Source organism: Streptomyces sp. NPDC110618 (assembly GCF_055657065.1).
In genome coordinates this window covers 1-15,036 of the sequence record NZ_JBVKBN010000022.1, presented here as the reverse complement: position 1 = coordinate 15,036, position 15,036 = coordinate 1, and the positions used below count along the sequence as shown (strand labels likewise).

Annotated in this window: 12 protein-coding genes and 1 pseudogene; 4 read left to right on the top strand and 9 right to left on the bottom strand. The window is 74.2% G+C overall.

Features of this window, described 5'->3' with window-relative positions:
* The first annotated feature begins 42 nt into the window (after window positions 1-42).
* The 4 genes from ACZ7L7_RS30075 to ACZ7L7_RS30060 all read left to right on the top strand — a co-directional run bounded on the left by ACZ7L7_RS30075 (window position 43) and on the right by ACZ7L7_RS30060 (window position 3,531).
* Window positions 43-591, top strand: a complete 549-nt coding sequence (locus tag ACZ7L7_RS30075) for a DUF1697 domain-containing protein (protein WP_285515760.1) — start codon at window positions 43-45, stop codon at window positions 589-591.
* 18 nt (window positions 592-609) lie between these two features.
* Window positions 610-1,632, top strand: a complete 1,023-nt coding sequence (locus ACZ7L7_RS30070) for a ketopantoate reductase family protein (protein WP_285515759.1) — start codon at window positions 610-612, stop codon at window positions 1,630-1,632.
* A 63-nt stretch (window positions 1,633-1,695) separates the two neighbouring features.
* Window positions 1,696-3,183, top strand: a complete 1,488-nt coding sequence (locus tag ACZ7L7_RS30065) for a hypothetical protein (RefSeq protein WP_471593059.1) — start codon at window positions 1,696-1,698, stop codon at window positions 3,181-3,183.
* Between the two features lie 27 nt (window positions 3,184-3,210).
* Complete coding sequence (locus ACZ7L7_RS30060) at window positions 3,211-3,531, top strand: hypothetical protein (RefSeq protein WP_285515757.1); 321 nt, start codon at window positions 3,211-3,213, stop codon at window positions 3,529-3,531.
* 10 nt (window positions 3,532-3,541) lie between these two features.
* Here ACZ7L7_RS30060 and ACZ7L7_RS30055 read toward each other — a convergent pair whose 3' ends face one another.
* The 9 genes and pseudogenes from ACZ7L7_RS30055 to ACZ7L7_RS30015 all read right to left on the bottom strand — a co-directional run.
* Window positions 3,542-4,879: a protein kinase domain-containing protein gene (locus ACZ7L7_RS30055; protein ID WP_285515756.1), complete on the bottom strand. Its 1,338-nt coding sequence runs from the start codon at window positions 4,877-4,879 to the stop codon at window positions 3,542-3,544.
* 3 nt (window positions 4,880-4,882) lie between these two features.
* Window positions 4,883-5,767: a protein phosphatase 2C domain-containing protein gene (locus ACZ7L7_RS30050; RefSeq protein WP_285515755.1), complete on the bottom strand. Its 885-nt coding sequence runs from the start codon at window positions 5,765-5,767 to the stop codon at window positions 4,883-4,885.
* Window positions 5,761-6,426, bottom strand: coding sequence for a vWA domain-containing protein (locus tag ACZ7L7_RS30045; protein WP_285515838.1), 666 nt, complete (start codon window positions 6,424-6,426; stop codon window positions 5,761-5,763). Before ACZ7L7_RS30045 ends, ACZ7L7_RS30050 begins: the two co-directional genes overlap by 7 nt.
* A 169-nt stretch (window positions 6,427-6,595) precedes the next feature.
* Entirely contained in the window at window positions 6,596-8,233 is a 1,638-nt protein-coding gene (locus tag ACZ7L7_RS30040) for a TRAFAC clade GTPase domain-containing protein (protein WP_472077666.1), read from the bottom strand.
* The gene (locus ACZ7L7_RS30035; protein WP_472077665.1) at window positions 8,233-10,731 is read right to left on the bottom strand and encodes a GTPase-associated protein 1-related protein; all 2,499 of its coding nucleotides are present in this window, start codon (window positions 10,729-10,731) and stop codon (window positions 8,233-8,235) included. Before ACZ7L7_RS30035 ends, ACZ7L7_RS30040 begins: the two co-directional genes overlap by 1 nt.
* Window positions 10,728-11,969: a TRAFAC clade GTPase domain-containing protein gene (locus tag ACZ7L7_RS30030; RefSeq protein ID WP_472077664.1), complete on the bottom strand. Its 1,242-nt coding sequence runs from the start codon at window positions 11,967-11,969 to the stop codon at window positions 10,728-10,730. The genes ACZ7L7_RS30035 and ACZ7L7_RS30030 overlap by 4 nt, the downstream gene beginning before the upstream one ends.
* Before the next feature lies 1 nt (window position 11,970).
* Complete coding sequence (locus ACZ7L7_RS30025) at window positions 11,971-14,073, bottom strand: hypothetical protein (protein WP_472077663.1); 2,103 nt, start codon at window positions 14,071-14,073, stop codon at window positions 11,971-11,973.
* 100 nt (window positions 14,074-14,173) lie between these two features.
* A complete protein-coding gene (locus ACZ7L7_RS30020) occupies window positions 14,174-14,914 on the bottom strand; it encodes a sirohydrochlorin chelatase (RefSeq protein ID WP_285515750.1) in 741 nt (246 codons plus the stop codon).
* 5 nt (window positions 14,915-14,919) lie between these two features.
* Window positions 14,920-15,036, bottom strand: a pseudogene (locus ACZ7L7_RS30015) (ABC transporter permease); the annotation flags it as partial.

The window sequence follows — 15,036 nt, the reverse complement described above, 5'->3', positions numbered from 1 at the left end:
TGCCCGCCCCCACGGGGCACGACGGCCCCTTAAGGTGTCCGGATGACGACGACGTACGCGGCGCTGCTGCGGGGCATCAACGTGGGGGGCGCCAAGAAGGTGCCGATGGCCGAGCTGCGCGGCCTGCTGTCCGGTCTGGACCTCGGCGACGTACGCACCTACCTGCAGAGCGGCCAGGCCGTCTTCACCGCCGCCGACGGGGACGAGGACTCCTGGGCGGCGCGGATCGCGGAGGCGATCGAGCAGCACTTCGGGTTCTCCGTCGACGTCGTCGTCCGCGACCACACCTACCTCGCCGCGGTCGTCGCGGCCTGCCCCTTCCCGGCCGCCGAGCTGGAGGGCAAGCAGTTGCACGTCACGTACTTCTCCGCGCCCGTGGGCGACGAGCGGTTCGCCGGGATCGACCGGCAGGGCTTCCTGCCGGAGGAGTTCCGCCTCGGCGACCGCTGCCTGTACCTCTACGCCCCGAACGGCCTCGGCCGCTCCAAGCTCGCCGAGCAACTCGCCAAGCCGCGCCACAACAAGGGCGTTACGGCGACCACCCGGAACTGGAACACCGTGGTCAAGCTGGTGGAGATGACCGGCACCTAGCGTGCGAGGCTTCGTCGCATGCGATACATCATCATCGGAGCGGGCGCCATCGGCGGGGTCGTCGGCGGACGGCTCGCGCAGGCGGGCCACGAGGTCGTTCTGGTGGCGCGCGGCGCCCACCTCAAGGCGCTCAGGGAGCACGGACTGCGGCTCACCGTCCCGGACGGTACGAGCGTGCACCGCCTCCCGGCCGTCGGGAGCCCGGACGAACTCGGGCCCCTGCGCCGCGACGACGTGCTCCTGCTCGCCGTGAAGACCCAGGACAGCCCCGACGCCCTGCGCACCTGGGGAGCGGCCCCGGTCGAGGGCGGCGGCACGGCCGCCGGGCGGCTGCCCCTGCTGTGCGCGCAGAACGGCGTGGAGGGCCCGCGGCTCGCCCTGCGGATCTTCCGGCGGGTGTACGCCGTGTGCGTGTGGCTGCCCGCCACCTTCGTCGCCCCCGGAGAGGTCTCCGCCGCCGCCACCCCGCTCACCGGCATCCTCCACCTCGGCCGCTACCCCCACGGCACCGACGACACCCTCCACCGCATCTCCGCCGACCTGGAGAAGGCCCCCTTCGAGGCCCCGGTCGTCCCCGACGTGACCCGCTGGCTGTACGCCAAGCTCCTCGGCAACGTCGGCAACGCCCTGGAAGCCGTCACCGGCCCGGTCGCGAGCGAGGAGGCGACCGCCCTCTACGCCAGGGTCCGCGCGGAAGCCGCGGCCGTCCTGGACGCGGCGGGCATCCCCTACGCGAGCGCGGAGGAACAGCGGGCGGTCCGCGGCGACAAGGTCACCCTGGTCCCGCTCGACGGCATCACCCGCGGCGGCGGCTCCTCCTGGCAGTCCCTGGCCCGCGGCACCGGCACCATCGAGGCCGACCACCTCAACGGCGAGATCGCCCTCCTCGGCCGCCTGCACGGCGTACCGACCCCGCTCAACGAACTCCTCCAGCACCTCGCCAACACGTTTGCACACGAGGGCCGCGAGCCCGGCTCGATGCCGCTGGAGGAGCTGCTGGGGATGGCCAACTCCGCGACAGACAGCCCCGGTTGTCCCTAAAGTGAGCGTCGTGCGACTTCACCGGCAGGGGGGCAGGGCAGCGTGGCGGGCAGAGTCTTACCGGTGCTGCCGCAGTACCGCAAGGACGGCGTGACGCGGCGCTTCTGCGCCACGGTCCATCTCTACGACGACCTCGCCCGGGACATCGACCGGGAGCTGACCGGCGACGGGCTCCAGGCGCTCGGACTCACCCTCGGCATCAACTTCGTGGCCGTCGCCCGCCACGCCCGCGTGGCGGTACGGCGCAGACAGGCCCTCGACCGTCAGCTCACCGCCCTCGGACTGCTGTTCGTCGGCTCCCTGATGCTGGCCCTGTGGTCACTGCTGGCCGGCGACGGCTCCCTCGTCATGGTCGCCGTGTACGGTCCCGCGGGCGTTTTCGCCGCCTCCTGGATCCTCGTTCGGCACGCGGAGGGCCGGGCCCGGGACGCGGCCCAGGAGGTGTACCGGGGCGCCGGGAAACCGGAGACGCTCGCGCCGCCCGTCGAACAGGACGCCGAGGCACGGCTGAACGAGCTCAAGCGCTCCAACGTGCTGCCGTACGCCGACGAGACCGCCTTCGCCAACCCGTTCGTCGGCAGCGGCAGGCGACTGCAGGAGCGGGAGGTCATCTGGGGCCCGATCGACGTCAGCGAGCCCGCCGAGGGGCCCGGCGGCACCAAGCTCACCATCACCCCCTTCGACGCCAACGACCTGCACACCTACATCGCCCGGCAGATGGAGAGCATCTCCGGCCTCGACGGACTGCGCACCCGCAACCGGCTGTACGTCCTCGGCAGCAACGCCTACATGCTGCCCGAGCTGGTCCCCGACCGGACCCGGCGCCCCGCCGCGCACGTCCCCAAACAGCTCGTCCAGGCCGGACTCCAGCAGCCCGGCGCCGGAATGCGCACCCACCTGTGCCTGGAGCGCGTCGGCGAGGGCGGACGGATCATCGTCTCCATGTACCTGCGGGCCATACTCGCCGGACCCAGCCTCAGCTGGGAGGTGGCCGTCTACGCCATCCCCCCGCTCGAAGCCCGTTTCCAGACCGTCGACCACCTTCCGGTGGCGCCCTTCGACCGCTGGTGGAGCCTGTTCAAGTACGCCACCGTCCGCACCTGGTCCGAACTGTGGGGCGCCTCGGGCCGTATGTCGGAACGCTCGCGCTGGGGGCGCGAGAACGAGCGGACCCTGCGCAAGCTGCGCCGCAAGATCAAGAACCAGCACGTCGTCGTCGATCAGGGCGCCGGCACCAGCCTGCGCGAACGGCACGGCGACTGGGACCAGGCGACCTACGCGGAGCGCATGGACGCGCTGGACTTCCTGGTCCGCCTCCAGCAGGGCGTGCTGACCGCGACCGAGCGCTTCCTGAAGGACCACAACGTCGACACCAGCTCCTTCGACAGCGCGCAGCAGATCATCACGCAGAACTACCACGTCAACAATGTCAACGGGCCCAGCATCTTCGGGGCCGGCGGCACGATCAACCAGACCAACACCCCTCAGGGCGGCGGACCTCAGGGCGGCCAGGGCGGTGGCGGCACGCCGTCGCCCCCGGCCAGCCCCTGACCCGGCCACGGACACAGAAGCGGGCACATGAGCAACTACCACATCAACAACGTCAACGGCCCGGCCAACTTCGGCGACCACGGCCGTATCGAGATCAACAACGGCGCCGACGCCGCGACCCTGCTGCGCCTCGCCGACCAGCTCGTGGAACGGCTGCGGGTGGAGAACCCCGCGCTCGTCCCGCACGCCCAGGTCATCCGGGGCGAACTCGCCGACGCCGGGCAGGACGGCCGCAGCGCCGACCGGGGACGTATCCGGTCGGCGCTGGAGACCATCGGCATCGGGGTCGCGGCGGGCAGCGGCGGACTCGCACTGGCCCAGGACATCGGACGCCTCCTGGGCCTGTGAACGGCCGCCGCTACTTGGCGCGCACCACCGCCCGTACCCCGCCCCCGAGGTCCAGCTCCAGACCCGAGCGCAGCGGCACGGTCTGACCGGGGGCGATCTGCTGGGAGGAGCCGTCCGAGCGGGTGCCCGTCCAGGTCTCCTTCGACCGGTTGGCGATACCGAACCGGCCCGGCTTGGCGGGGTGTTCCACCAGCTCCGCCACCAGGCTGCCGTCCGAGCAGTCGTGCCGGGCCGGTTCCGGCAGCAGATGGTGCGCCTGCACCCGCGCCGAGCGCCGCAGCCGGATGTGGTGCTGGGCGCGCGGCGGCGGCGTCGTCACCGTCAGCCGCGGCGGCAGCATCAGCCGCGCCCCGCACCCCCAGCAGGCCCTCGGCGGCGGGTTCTCGCCCGGCTCGGTCATGTTCTCGCGCCCGCAGGAGGCGCACTCCACCACCGCGTCCAGCACCGCCCGCAGCGCGTTGCGCCACTCCGTCTCGCGCACCCGGGACGCCGGGTCGCGCAGCCCGGTGGTGAAGCTGCGTACGAACAGGTCCTGGAGCGTGGCCACCGTCGCGTCCCAGGTCGCCAGCACCGTCGCGTGCTCCATCGGATCGGGCGCGTTGGAGTCGTCCGCCGGATCGAACACGAACAGCGGGTCCTTGCCGTACAGCCGCTTCTCCGCCGCCTCGTCGAAGCAGTGGATGCCCAACTCCCGCCTGCCCTCCAGCGGGTGATGGTTCATCAGCAGCATGAACAGCAACACCGCCAGCGAGTGCAGGTCGGACTGGGTGCCCGGCCTGGCGCCCGGCTCGGCGCGCACCAGCTCCGGGGCCATGAACTTCATCGTCCCCGAGATCCCGCTCGCGTCGCCCTCCACCACCGCGTTGTCGTTGTCGCAGATCAGCACGTCACCGGTGGCCGGGTCGAAGAAGACATTGCCCCAGGAGATGTCCCGGTAGGCGATGCCCCGCGAGTGCAGCGCCTGGTACGCCTCCACCGTGTACAGACACGCCGTCAGCAACGCCCGCGGGGTGGTGCGCAGTTGGCGGCGGAACAGGTCCGGCAGGCCCCTGAACCGGTCCGGGCGCAGCGCCATCAGATAGCCGAACGAGCCCCGGTGCGCCGGCACGAAGTGCTCCGGCCACAGGAACCGGTCGTCGTCGAAGTCCCGCTCCACCAGCTCCTGGACGATCGCCTCCTGCTCCGGTGTCGCACACGTCGGGTAGTACCACTTCAGGGCCTTCTCCCCGGCCGCCGTGCGCACCCGGTACACCTCGCCCTGCCCACCGGCGCCCAGCATGCCGATGATCTCGACCTCGTCGCCGTTGTCCACGGCCAGCCGGGTCCCGCTGTCGAGCATGCCGCTCATCGCTCAACTCTCCGTCTTCTGTTCGCTCTTGTGATCCGCATCCAGCGTCAGGTGCCCCGGCCGCAGCGCGGCGACCAGCGTGGTGTCGTCCCCGGAGTACCGCGAGGCCTGCCGCAGCCACTCGGGCAGCGCGGCCCGCACCCCGTCCGCGCCCTCCGCCGCCAGCCGGTCGTCCAGGCCCACGACGAAGTCCCGGTAGCCGTCCGCCGAGGCGAAACTCTTCGACAGGCCGTCCGTCGACAGCACCACCAGCCGCGGCCCGCGCGCCTCGTCGAACAGCGGCGCCCAGTGCGTGCGCACCGCCCGCCAGGCCTGCGTGCCGCACAGCGACTCCGTCTCGTCACCCAGGTCCTCCTCGGCCGGGGCCAGCGGACGCAGCAGCTCACCGTCGTGCCCGATGACCGCGAGATCGCCGTCGCCGATCTGCCACGCCACGAACAGCCACGGCGTGACCACGGCCCCGATCAGCGTGGTCCCGTACAGCACCAGCTTCTCGGCGGCCTCCGGCTCGGGCGTGCCGACATCGGCGACCGGGCGGTGCCGGTCCCAGTGGCCGAGCGCCGCCGACCGCCACTCCTGGACCAGGGCGCGCGGGAAGTCGTCGCGGGCGTACGCCATCAGCCGGGCCAGGCTCCCCCGCTCATGGCAGTCACCGGCGGCCCGCCCGAAGGCGGAGGCGAGCCCCACGAACCGGTCCACGGCGAACCGCGCCCCCAGCTCGCTGCGGGCGTGCACCGCCGAGCCGTGCCCGTCGGCCACCGCCAGCACCAGCGGCTCGTCCGCGCCGCCCGTGCCCTCGCAGGCCCACCAGTCCTGGTTGCACCGCTTGCCGACGCCCTGGACGCTCTCGCCCATCGTGTCCCAGCGCCGCACCCCGAGCGTCACCACACGTCGTCATCGTCATCGTCGTCCAGCACCGGCGGCGCGTACGGCTGTTTCGCCAGCGGGTCGCCCGACGCGCCCGCCACCGGCTGCGAGGCCGCCTTCACGGCCGCCGTGGAGGCCCAGCGGATCGCCGCCGCGAGCTGCTTGGGACTGTTGGCGTCCAGCGGCTGCAGTTCGGGATTGCCGAGGAACTCCTGGAGCACCCCCCGGTCGGCGTCGGCGCCGATCGCGATGGCGACCCGTACCGCCTTGCGGCCCCACGGGGTGGCGTCGATCGCCTTCAGACCGGCCTTCCAGTCGTCCGTGGGCACCCCGTCCGACACCAAGGCCAGCACGGGCTTCAGCGCCCGCTGCGGCATCGGCGGGCTCTGCAGCTCCCGCGACACCAGGGACAGTGCCTCACCGAGGTTGGTCATACCGTCCACCTGCACGTCCTGCCAGGTGAAGTCGTCGACCGGCACCGGGGTCTGGTGCAGCCACTGCGCCGTCGTGGAGAACGTGACGGTACGCAGCAGCAGTTGGGCCGCCGGATTGTCGTGCGCCACCGACCGCATCTCCGGGATGGCTTCTCTGATCGCGTAGTTGAGCTGGCCGATCTTCTCGCCCTGCATCGAGTACGAGCAGTCGAGCAGCCAGATGAAGTGGACCGGACGGTTGGCCATGGCCCCGCCGGGAATGTCGCTCACGCCGTTTTCCTCTCCTCGAATCCTCGCCGTCAGGCCAGCAGCCAGTACGCCAGCCCGGCCCCGCCGAGCACCGTCAGCACCATGGCGGCCACGAACACGCCTGCCATCGCGCGCCGCCAGCGGCCGATGGACGCGGTCACCTGCGTCATGCCGGGGTCCTCTCACGGTCACGGGGGCCGCGCAGCCGCAGCCTGCGCTCCTTCACACCCGGCCGGCCGTCCGGCCCGGCCAGCGCGCCGGTGCCGAGCCCCGAGACGGCCAGCAGCCACAGCACCGGCTCGGCCGCCCGGCGCTGCTCGCTCTCCAGCGGCCCGGTGCCGGTCGCGGCGCGGGCGCTCACCGCCCAGTAGCGGGCCGCCCGGAAGTCGCCGCCGAGCGCCCGCACCAGCCGGTCCAGACCGATCTCGGTCAGCCAGTCGTCCACCCGGGGTCCGGGCACCGGCAGGGTCGTCAGCTGGTCCAGGATGTCCCGCTTGGTGACGACGGTGGCCACGGACAGCCGCTCCCGCCGCCCGGTCAGCGCCTGGAGTTCACCGGTGAGGCGCTGGTAGGTGTCCCACGGGCCCTGGGACGAGGGCCGGGCCGCCGTGGCGCGGGAGATGTCGTCCTCGCCCAGCTTGCCGCGCACCCCCGCGTCGGCCAGTACGTCCGCGACGAGCACGACTCCGTCGGTGTGCTGGAGATAGGGCTGGGCGCGCACCCGGTCGGCCTCGCTGACCGACTCGCCCATCGGGTCGTACAGATACAGCAGCCGCCGGCGGCGGCCCCGGGTGACCGTCAGCATCAGGGCGCGCGGCTGGCCGCCGGTCGTGGCACGCGCCCAACCGGTCTGCCTGAGCTCCAGATTGAGGTCGACCGCGACGGCCCGGTCGTCGGGGGAGGCGTACTCGACGGTGAGCTCACCGCGCCGCGCGAACGCGTGCAGGCCCTCCACCATGGCCGCCATCAGCATCGTCTTGCCGGAGGAGGTGCCGCCGATCAGCGGCGCGTGCACCACCCGGGTGGAGCCGACCGCCCGCGGCAGCCGCCGGTCGCAGTGCGGGCACAGGGTCGTCAGGGAACCGCGCCGCATGGCCCGGGTCGTCGGCAGCCGCCGCCCGCAGGTGCACCGGTGCCACAGCAGCCCGTAGCGGCCCGGGCGCAGCGAGGCGTGCGGGGACTCGCACCCGGGGCAGCGGTGCACCGCCAGCGGTACGGGCCGGTAGCAGCGCGGGTAGGGGCACTTCACGCGTATCCCGCGGGCCAGTTCCCACCCCCGCTCGGCGCCCCGCAGCACCGGCACGGCCACCGCGCAGCCCAGCCAGAGCAGGGCCAGCAGCAGGCCGAACACCGTGAGGAACGCGCCGAGCAGCACACCGGCCAGGGCGGCGCCCAGGAGCGCGCCCGCCACCGTGCCCGGGGCCACGAACACCACCAGCAGCGCGGCACTGAACGGGGAGTCGGTGAGGGTCCCGGAGGGCGTCCGGCCGCGGAACAGGTTCTTGCCGGTCCGCTCCAGCCACGGGTCGGCCAGCTCGCTCCCCACGACCCTGAACCCGTAGCCCGCGGCGCTGAGACCGTCGGTCCACATCTGCCGCCACCAGTAGGCGAGCGGGGCGGGTTCGCCGCCGCCGACGGCCGGGATCCGCTGGTCGGCGCCGCCGGTCTGCCACGGCCCGAGGCCCCGCCAGACACCGCGCACCCCGATCCCCAGGAACTCCCACGTCACCCGGCCCAGACCGACACCGACGGCGATCAGCCCGCACCACGCGCCGTAGATCCACACCCCCGTCATGGCGCTCATCAGCGGCCTCCCCGGTAGGGCGGCTCCACGTCCCCGGGGAAGACAGGACCCTGCTCGGCGCGCCTGCCGCGCCCGGACAGCCGCCCCGCGAGCCGCCCGAGCGCGCCGGGCCGGTTCCACGCCTGGAACGAGTCGAACTTGCCGCGCCCGGCCCGCCGGAGCGCCGCCTCCACCGCGGCCACGTCCTCGCCGGGCAGCGCCTTCACGATCGGCCGCAGCACCTTGGTGAGCAGCGCGGTACAGGTCTCGTCCCAGGCGGGATGGCTGCCCGACCAGGAGGTCCACGCGCAGTAGCAGGCGGCCACGTAGGTCGGCACGACCCGCAGCCGGTCACCGACCGTGGAGGAGCGCGCGGCGCGCTCGTACGCGGCCAGCAGCTGCGGCTCGCCGGACCTGGCCAGGGCGTACAGCTCGGCCTCCGGCGCCGAGGGGGCCAGCAGCCGCTCCGCGAGGGCGTCGTAGACGCGCCGCATGACGCCGTCCGGCACGGGCTGGGTCGTGCCGTCGCGCAGCGCCAGCACATGGCCGACCCAGTTCTCGCCCTCGCCGCCGGTGCCCAGCAGGCCCGCGAACTCCAGCAGGAGCAGCGCCGGGCGCTGGTCGGGCCGCAGTTCGGTGCTGAAGCTGCGCAGCAGGTCGACGGCGAGGGCCGGGACGTCCGGGTCGTCGGGCGGCGCGGCGAGGGCGGCCTCGACCAGGATGTTCCGGGTGCCCGCCGCCTGGTGCAGGTCCGAGCCGAGTTCGTTCAGCAGCAGACTCGCCTCCTGCCCGGTCGGCAGGACCCCGTCCCACACCAGGCCCAGCGCGGTGCGCAGCACGGAGGTGTCGGCGTGCGGGGAGACCCCGGCGGTGCGCAGCAGTTCGTGGAACCGGGCGAGCCGGTCGCCCGCGGGCGGCACCAGGACGCACATCCGCAGATGCGGGAAACGGGTGTGCATGCCCACCGGCAGCCCCGAGCCGGTCAGGGCCCGCGCCGCCGCGGGCGGATCGGCCGCCGCCAGCGCGTCCAGCGCGCCGAACAGCGCGATCCGCAGGGCGGGATGCTCCTGCACGGCGTCCAGCAGCGCCGCGGACGCCCCCCGGCGCGCGGGAGCCTGGACCGCTTCCGGCGCCGACCGGGCGGGATGCCCCACCGGTGGCTCGTCCGGGGCGGCCGACGGCGCGTCCGGCGCCACCTCCACCAGGGCGCGGGCCAGCCGTCCCGCCAGGTTGGGCAGCAGGTCCTGGCAGTCGACATGGAGCAGGTCCGCGATCCGCAGCAGGGCCAGCGGGCGCCCGTCGGCGGGCTGCCCACCGTCCGCGATCCCGGCACGCAGCGCGGGCGCCAGCCTGCGGGCCGCCTCGGCGTGGCTCTGCGGGGTCAGCGACCCGGGGCGCAGCGCGGGCACCGGGCCGCCACCGAGTACGGCGCACTCCAGCACCCGTGCGGCCAGCGGCGCCGACACGACAGTGGGCACCTGCCCGTCCAGCCGTGCCGACAGCGCGGCCAGCGCCGCCAACTCGTCGTCGCCGACCGGGCCCTGGCACAGCCCCGCGACCAGCGCGCTCAGCGTCGCCTCGGGCAGCGTCCGCTCGGCGGCCCAGCGCGCCGCGACCGCCCGCGCGTCCGAGCGCAGGGCGATGCCCGCCGTGAGCGCGGCCACCGCGAGCGGCCCGAGGCCGTCCCCGGCGTCACGGAACAGATCGGGCCGCCCCGCCGTCCACACCCGGGCGCACACCTCCGCCCAGGTGTCGGCGACCGGCTCCGCCGGCGGCCGCCCGGTGCAGTCGTGCACCCGGTACCGGTGATCGCTCGCCACCCGCTCCGACGACGGCACGGCGCCCACGATCTGCTGACGGGCCTGCTGCGGGCGCCGGGTGTAGGTCGTGAACGTCAGCCGGTGCGCCTCCTCGCGCGGCAGCACCGCGCAGGCCAGCGCGATCCACTGGGCGACATCCGCGCTGTCGTGCTCCACCAGCACGATCTGACCGGCGCCCGGATCCCGCGTCACCGCCCCCAGATCCGCGAAGAACGGCGCCAGCCAGGCCGCCCGGGACGCCGCGAAGGCGACCAGCGCGTCCCGGCGCAGCAGCCCGGACGGCTCGAACCGGTCCACCGGCACCGGCCGCCCCTCCGGGGGAGTGCTGTCGGCCCAGCGGGGCGACTCCCAGGCCGTGATGGGCAGCGCCCCGTCCGGCAGCCGGGCCCCCGGCGGCAGATGCAGGGCGTGGGCGTGGAAGTTGCCCCAGCGCCCGCTGTAGTCGGCGCCCGTGTACACGGAACGGCTCAGCAGCCGCCCGCCGTCGGACAGTTCGGAGCAGGAGAAGGACTTCGGGAAGCGCTTCAGCTCCTCCGCGTCCGGGCGGGCCGGACAGTCCCGCGGCGGCTCGTAGCCGATGAGCTGCTCCGCCTCCCGCAGCAGCCCCTGCGGCACTCCCGCGCTGACCGCCGTGAACCGGAAGCCCGAGCCGTCCGGGCCGGGCGGCGCGGACGTGTAGTGCAGCTGCGCCAGGGTCACTTGACCCGCTCCTTCCCCGTCGTACGGTGCACCGGCAGCAGTCCGCGCCGGGCCAGCAGCCACATCAGCGGATCCTCCACCCGGATCGGCTGCGGACCCGACTTGGGCACGTCCGCCGGTGCCTCGGCGGGCGGCGGCGCCCCCAGCGCGGACAGCCCGAACAGCGACAACTCCGCGAAATCCAACTCCAGTTGACGCACCAGAGCGCCCGAGTCCCAGTCGTTGAGCAGGGAGCGGATCTCCTCGTGCACCCCGAGCCGGTCGTCCTCGTCGAGGGCGCCGCCCGGGTGCGGGGCGTTGCGCAGCACCGGGGAGTGCGGGCCGAGCAGCGGCCTGAGCATGTCGGTCTTGGTGACCGCCACCGCGATCGGCGTGGACACCCGGCCCCGGGAGCCGCCCTTGCCGTGGGCGCGCAACTGACGGGCCAGATCGGCGGCGATCTGCTGCGGAGGCGTCTCCACCACCGGCAGCGGCGGACCGTCGTGCACCGGCAACCGGTCCCGCACCGAACCGAGTTGCAGCGGGTCCACCAGCAGGATGATGCCGTCGGCCGCGCTCAGGTAGCGGGTGTAGCGGTCCATCGCCTCGGCGCCCGCGAGGTCCTCGCCCGCCGCGTCGAAGAAGACCAGCGCGGTGTGCCGGGTCCCGGAGCCCAGACGGCTGCGCCGGGGCAGGCTGAGGCGGTACAGCAGCGGGTCGTTGAAGCCGAGCGCCGCCGGTCTGGTGGCGTCCGGCAGCCGCAGCCGCTCGTACAGGTCCTCCGCCATCTCCCGGTCCCGCGCCTGGGTGCTCTGCCCCATCGCGGCCAGCGTGGCGTGGTACGCCTGCCCCACCCGGTGGTTCAACTCGTTGACCAGCACCGCGACATAGGTGCTCTTCCCGGACGCCTTCGCCCCGACCAGGGCGATGATCCGGCTGTCGTGGTCGCAGTAGTCGCTCGGCAGGTCGTTGTGGCAGGACCCGCAGACCCGGGTCGTGGTGCCCACCCCGCACCCCGGGCACGGCACACTGCTGCCCGCGCCGGACCGCAGGCCGACCTTCCGGGGCGGGGTGAACACGGGCCCGCGCATCAGGGCGCCCGGCGGCACCGCCGGTCCCATGAACCCGGCCCAGATGTCGTCGCGTTCGGGTCCGCAGGGCCGGCCGCCACGGATGCCGGCCGGAGTCATCAGACAGCGGTAGGGCAACCTGCCCGCCGAGGCGCGGGCGAAGCAGTAGGGGCAGATCACGGTCGTCATGTCAGCGCACCACCAGGGTCGCGGGGGACGGTTCTTCCAGTCGTACGTCGGCGGCGTGCTCGCCCAGCAGGAAGCCGCGCAGGGTGTACGGGGCCGGGAGCGGCGCGGCCGGCAGTTCCTGTTCGACCGTGCCGTGCCGGATCAGTTCGGCACCGGGGACGCGCACCACGGTGGTTCCGTCGGTGGCGCTGCGGGGCCGGATCGTCCCGCTGCGGGCGACACACACGAACTCGGGGACATCGGGGCCGCCCTCACCACCGAATGAGGACAGGGTGACCCTCAGCAGGGTACGGCCCTTGCCGAGCAACCGCCGCCGTTCGCGCACGAGTTGATAGCCGATGGCGGTGTCCGGCGGCACCACGGTCTCGGCTCCGGCCGCCGCCACGACCACCCCCCGCGGGCCCTGCGGCACGGCCGTGGCACACAGCCGCACCCGGCCCGGGCCCACCGACAGCCGCAGCCCGCCGTGCCGGTAGGCGTGCGCGGTCACGGTCCGCTCGCCCGTACCGCCGGGGCCGTCCCAGCGGACCGCGAGCTGGTGGGTGGCCCCGGGCCAGTCCAGCAGCACCGCGACCGCCCCGCCGGGCAGCCGCCGCGCGCCGAGCCCGGTCACCGGCTGGAGCACCTCGACATCGACCGCGGGACCGGCCAGCGCCCGTTCGCCCAGCACGGCGACGGCGGCGACCCGGGAGTGCCCGGCGGGCGGCTCGGTGACGGCGGGCGGCAGCTCCGAGGTCCGTAACTCGGTTCCGGGAGACGGGGGTTGCCCCGGCCACAGCACCAGGCGGACCTCGGCACCCGTGCCTCCGGTCCAGTCGAACCGTACGGTGTGGCCCTCGGGCACGGCGGTGAGCGTACGGACGGGCGCGGGCCAGGGATGCACCCGGTGCGCGGCCCGGACGCCGGGGGAGGGGACGATACGTCCGTCCGGTGTGCGGTAGTGGCACACGACCCGCAGATCGTGGCGGCCGACCGGAAGACCGGTCACGGTGAAGCCGTCGGCGCGGACCTCCGGCCGCTTCCCGGCGTCCAGTTCGACGGTGACCTCCTCGGCGCCCGGGGGACGCCGCCAGGTCCCCGCGATCCGCTCCGGCCCGTCGGTCAGCGACAGCTCGGTCACCTCGGGCGTGAACAGCACCCGGTGCGACACCAGCGGCGGCCCGGCCACCCGGTCGTCCTCCAACGGGAAGGCGGCGTACCGGGCCGCGGTGCCCAGCGGTACGGCCGTGTCCCGGACGCCCGTCACCTCCCGCACCCGGGCCTCGCCCCCGGCAGCGCGGTACAGGCACAGCAGCCGCCAGTCCGAGTCGCCGCGCTCCCAGTCCAACGCGATGTGGTCCGGGGCGACTTCGGCCCGCAGCTCGGCATCGCGACCGGGCCGGTGCACCCGGACCAGTCCGCGCAGCGCCCGCTTGTCGTCGGCGGCCAGGTCCAGCGCCCGCAGATACCGCTCGCTCGCCGACTCCAGCGCGCCGTCCTCCTCGGCGCAGCGGGCAGCGGCCAGGGCTGCCTCCGCGTTCGCCGACCGGGCGGCCAGGACGGTCCGTAACCGCTCCAGCCGGGGGTCGCCCTGCGGTAACCGCGCCATCAGGCCGCGCACCCGGTGCAGCCGCCTGCGCTCCCAGGCGTCCGCCAGCGCCTCGGCCGCGTCGCGCTGGCGCCGGTCGAGCACGGGCCGGGTCCGCGCCGCCGCCACCAGGGCCGCCCGCTCCTCGGGGTGGACGCCCAACTCCTCGACCGGACAGGAGTCCTGGAGCAGACAGATCAACTGGTACAGCACGGCCCGGCGCGGCCCCTGCGGATCACGCCGGTACACCTCCGCCAGTAACTCCGCGACCCGGGCGGCGGCGGAGGAGGTGGTGCGGGCGAGGTCGTCCAGCAGGTCCGCGTCGACGCGGCGCCAGGAGCGCGGCCCGGAGGGGACGTACAGGCCGTCCAGGACCCGTAAGCCGCCCGCGGGGGCGAGTGCTTCGCCCAGGTGCCGCAGTCCCGCCCCGCTCTGGGCGACGGCGAGTTCGCCGTACCCGACGACCAGTGGGCTCAGCGGCAGCCCGGAAAGAGCCCGGGGCAGGCCCAAGTAGTGCCCGAACTCACGACCCGCCACGTGAACTGCTCTCCCCCGCTCGCCTTCGAGGGACCATCCCAGCAGACAGGAGGGACAACGGGGAGCGCTTTTACCGAAAAGCGGCGGCCGAAAAAGCCGCTCACGCCCCCAGGACGGTCAGCATCGGCACACGCGCCTCGTCGTACCGCTCCAGCAGCAGCCGTGCCACCTCCGGAGCCGGGCCGAGGACGTCGGCGAGGACGTCCGCCCGCGCGGCGCCGCGGGCGATGCGGTCGGGCAGGAAGCCGGGGGCCAGGACGTACGGGGCGACGGCCACCTTCGCGCAGCCGAGGGCGCGCAGTTGCTCGACCGCGTCCTCCGTGCGCGGCAGGGATGCGGAGGCGAACGCGGGTCGCACGGCGCACCAACCGGTGTGCCGCCACTCCCGCGCGATTGCTGCGATCACCGCGCTCGCCTCCGGGTCGGTGGACCCCGCCGAGGCCAGCACGACCCCGGTCGAGGGCTTGTCGGCGGGGGTGAGGCCCGCCTCGTACAGCCGCCGCTCCAGTGCCGTCAGCAGCAGCGGGGACGGGCCCAGCACCTCCGCCTGCCGGATGCGCAGGGAACGCGGGGCGTCGCGCAGGACGGCGGGGATGTCGGCCTTGGCGTGGAAGGCGCGGGTCAGCAGCAGCGGCAGCGCCACGACCTCGCGCACGCCCTCCGCCGCCAGCGACTCCAGTACGCCCTGCACGGAAGGGATGTTGAAGTCCAGGAAGCCGGTCTCCACGCGCAGCCCGGGGCGCGCGGCACGCACCCGCCGTACGAGTGCGTGCACGGTCGCGGCGTGCCGCGGGTCACGGCTGCCGTGGGCGATGACGAGGAGAACCGGCTGGTGGGACATGGGGTTCAGCTCCTTGCCAGCAGGCCGCGGCTGCGCAGGACGCGGCGTTCGAGGGGGCTGAAGATGAGCAGGTCGATGGCGATGCCGACGAGGAGGATGAGGAGGATGGCGAGGAAGACCTG

What these genes read in the sequence shown, in the direction of transcription:
- ACZ7L7_RS30055 (WP_285515756.1), bottom strand. Translation starts at nt 4,879, where the DNA reads ATGAGCGGCATGCTCGACAGCGGGACCCGGCTGGCCGTGGACAACGGC.
- ACZ7L7_RS30030 (WP_472077664.1), bottom strand. Translation starts at nt 11,969, where the DNA reads ATGACGACCGTGATCTGCCCCTACTGCTTCGCCCGCGCCTCGGCGGGC.
- ACZ7L7_RS30060 (WP_285515757.1), top strand. Translation starts at nt 3,211, where the DNA reads ATGAGCAACTACCACATCAACAACGTCAACGGCCCGGCCAACTTCGGC.
- ACZ7L7_RS30070 (WP_285515759.1), top strand. Translation starts at nt 610, where the DNA reads ATGCGATACATCATCATCGGAGCGGGCGCCATCGGCGGGGTCGTCGGC.
- ACZ7L7_RS30020 (WP_285515750.1), bottom strand. Translation starts at nt 14,914, where the DNA reads ATGTCCCACCAGCCGGTTCTCCTCGTCATCGCCCACGGCAGCCGTGAC.
- ACZ7L7_RS30040 (WP_472077666.1), bottom strand. Translation starts at nt 8,233, where the DNA reads ATGAGCGCCATGACGGGGGTGTGGATCTACGGCGCGTGGTGCGGGCTG.
- ACZ7L7_RS30045 (WP_285515838.1), bottom strand. Translation starts at nt 6,426, where the DNA reads ATGGCCAACCGTCCGGTCCACTTCATCTGGCTGCTCGACTGCTCGTAC.
- ACZ7L7_RS30075 (WP_285515760.1), top strand. Translation starts at nt 43, where the DNA reads ATGACGACGACGTACGCGGCGCTGCTGCGGGGCATCAACGTGGGGGGC.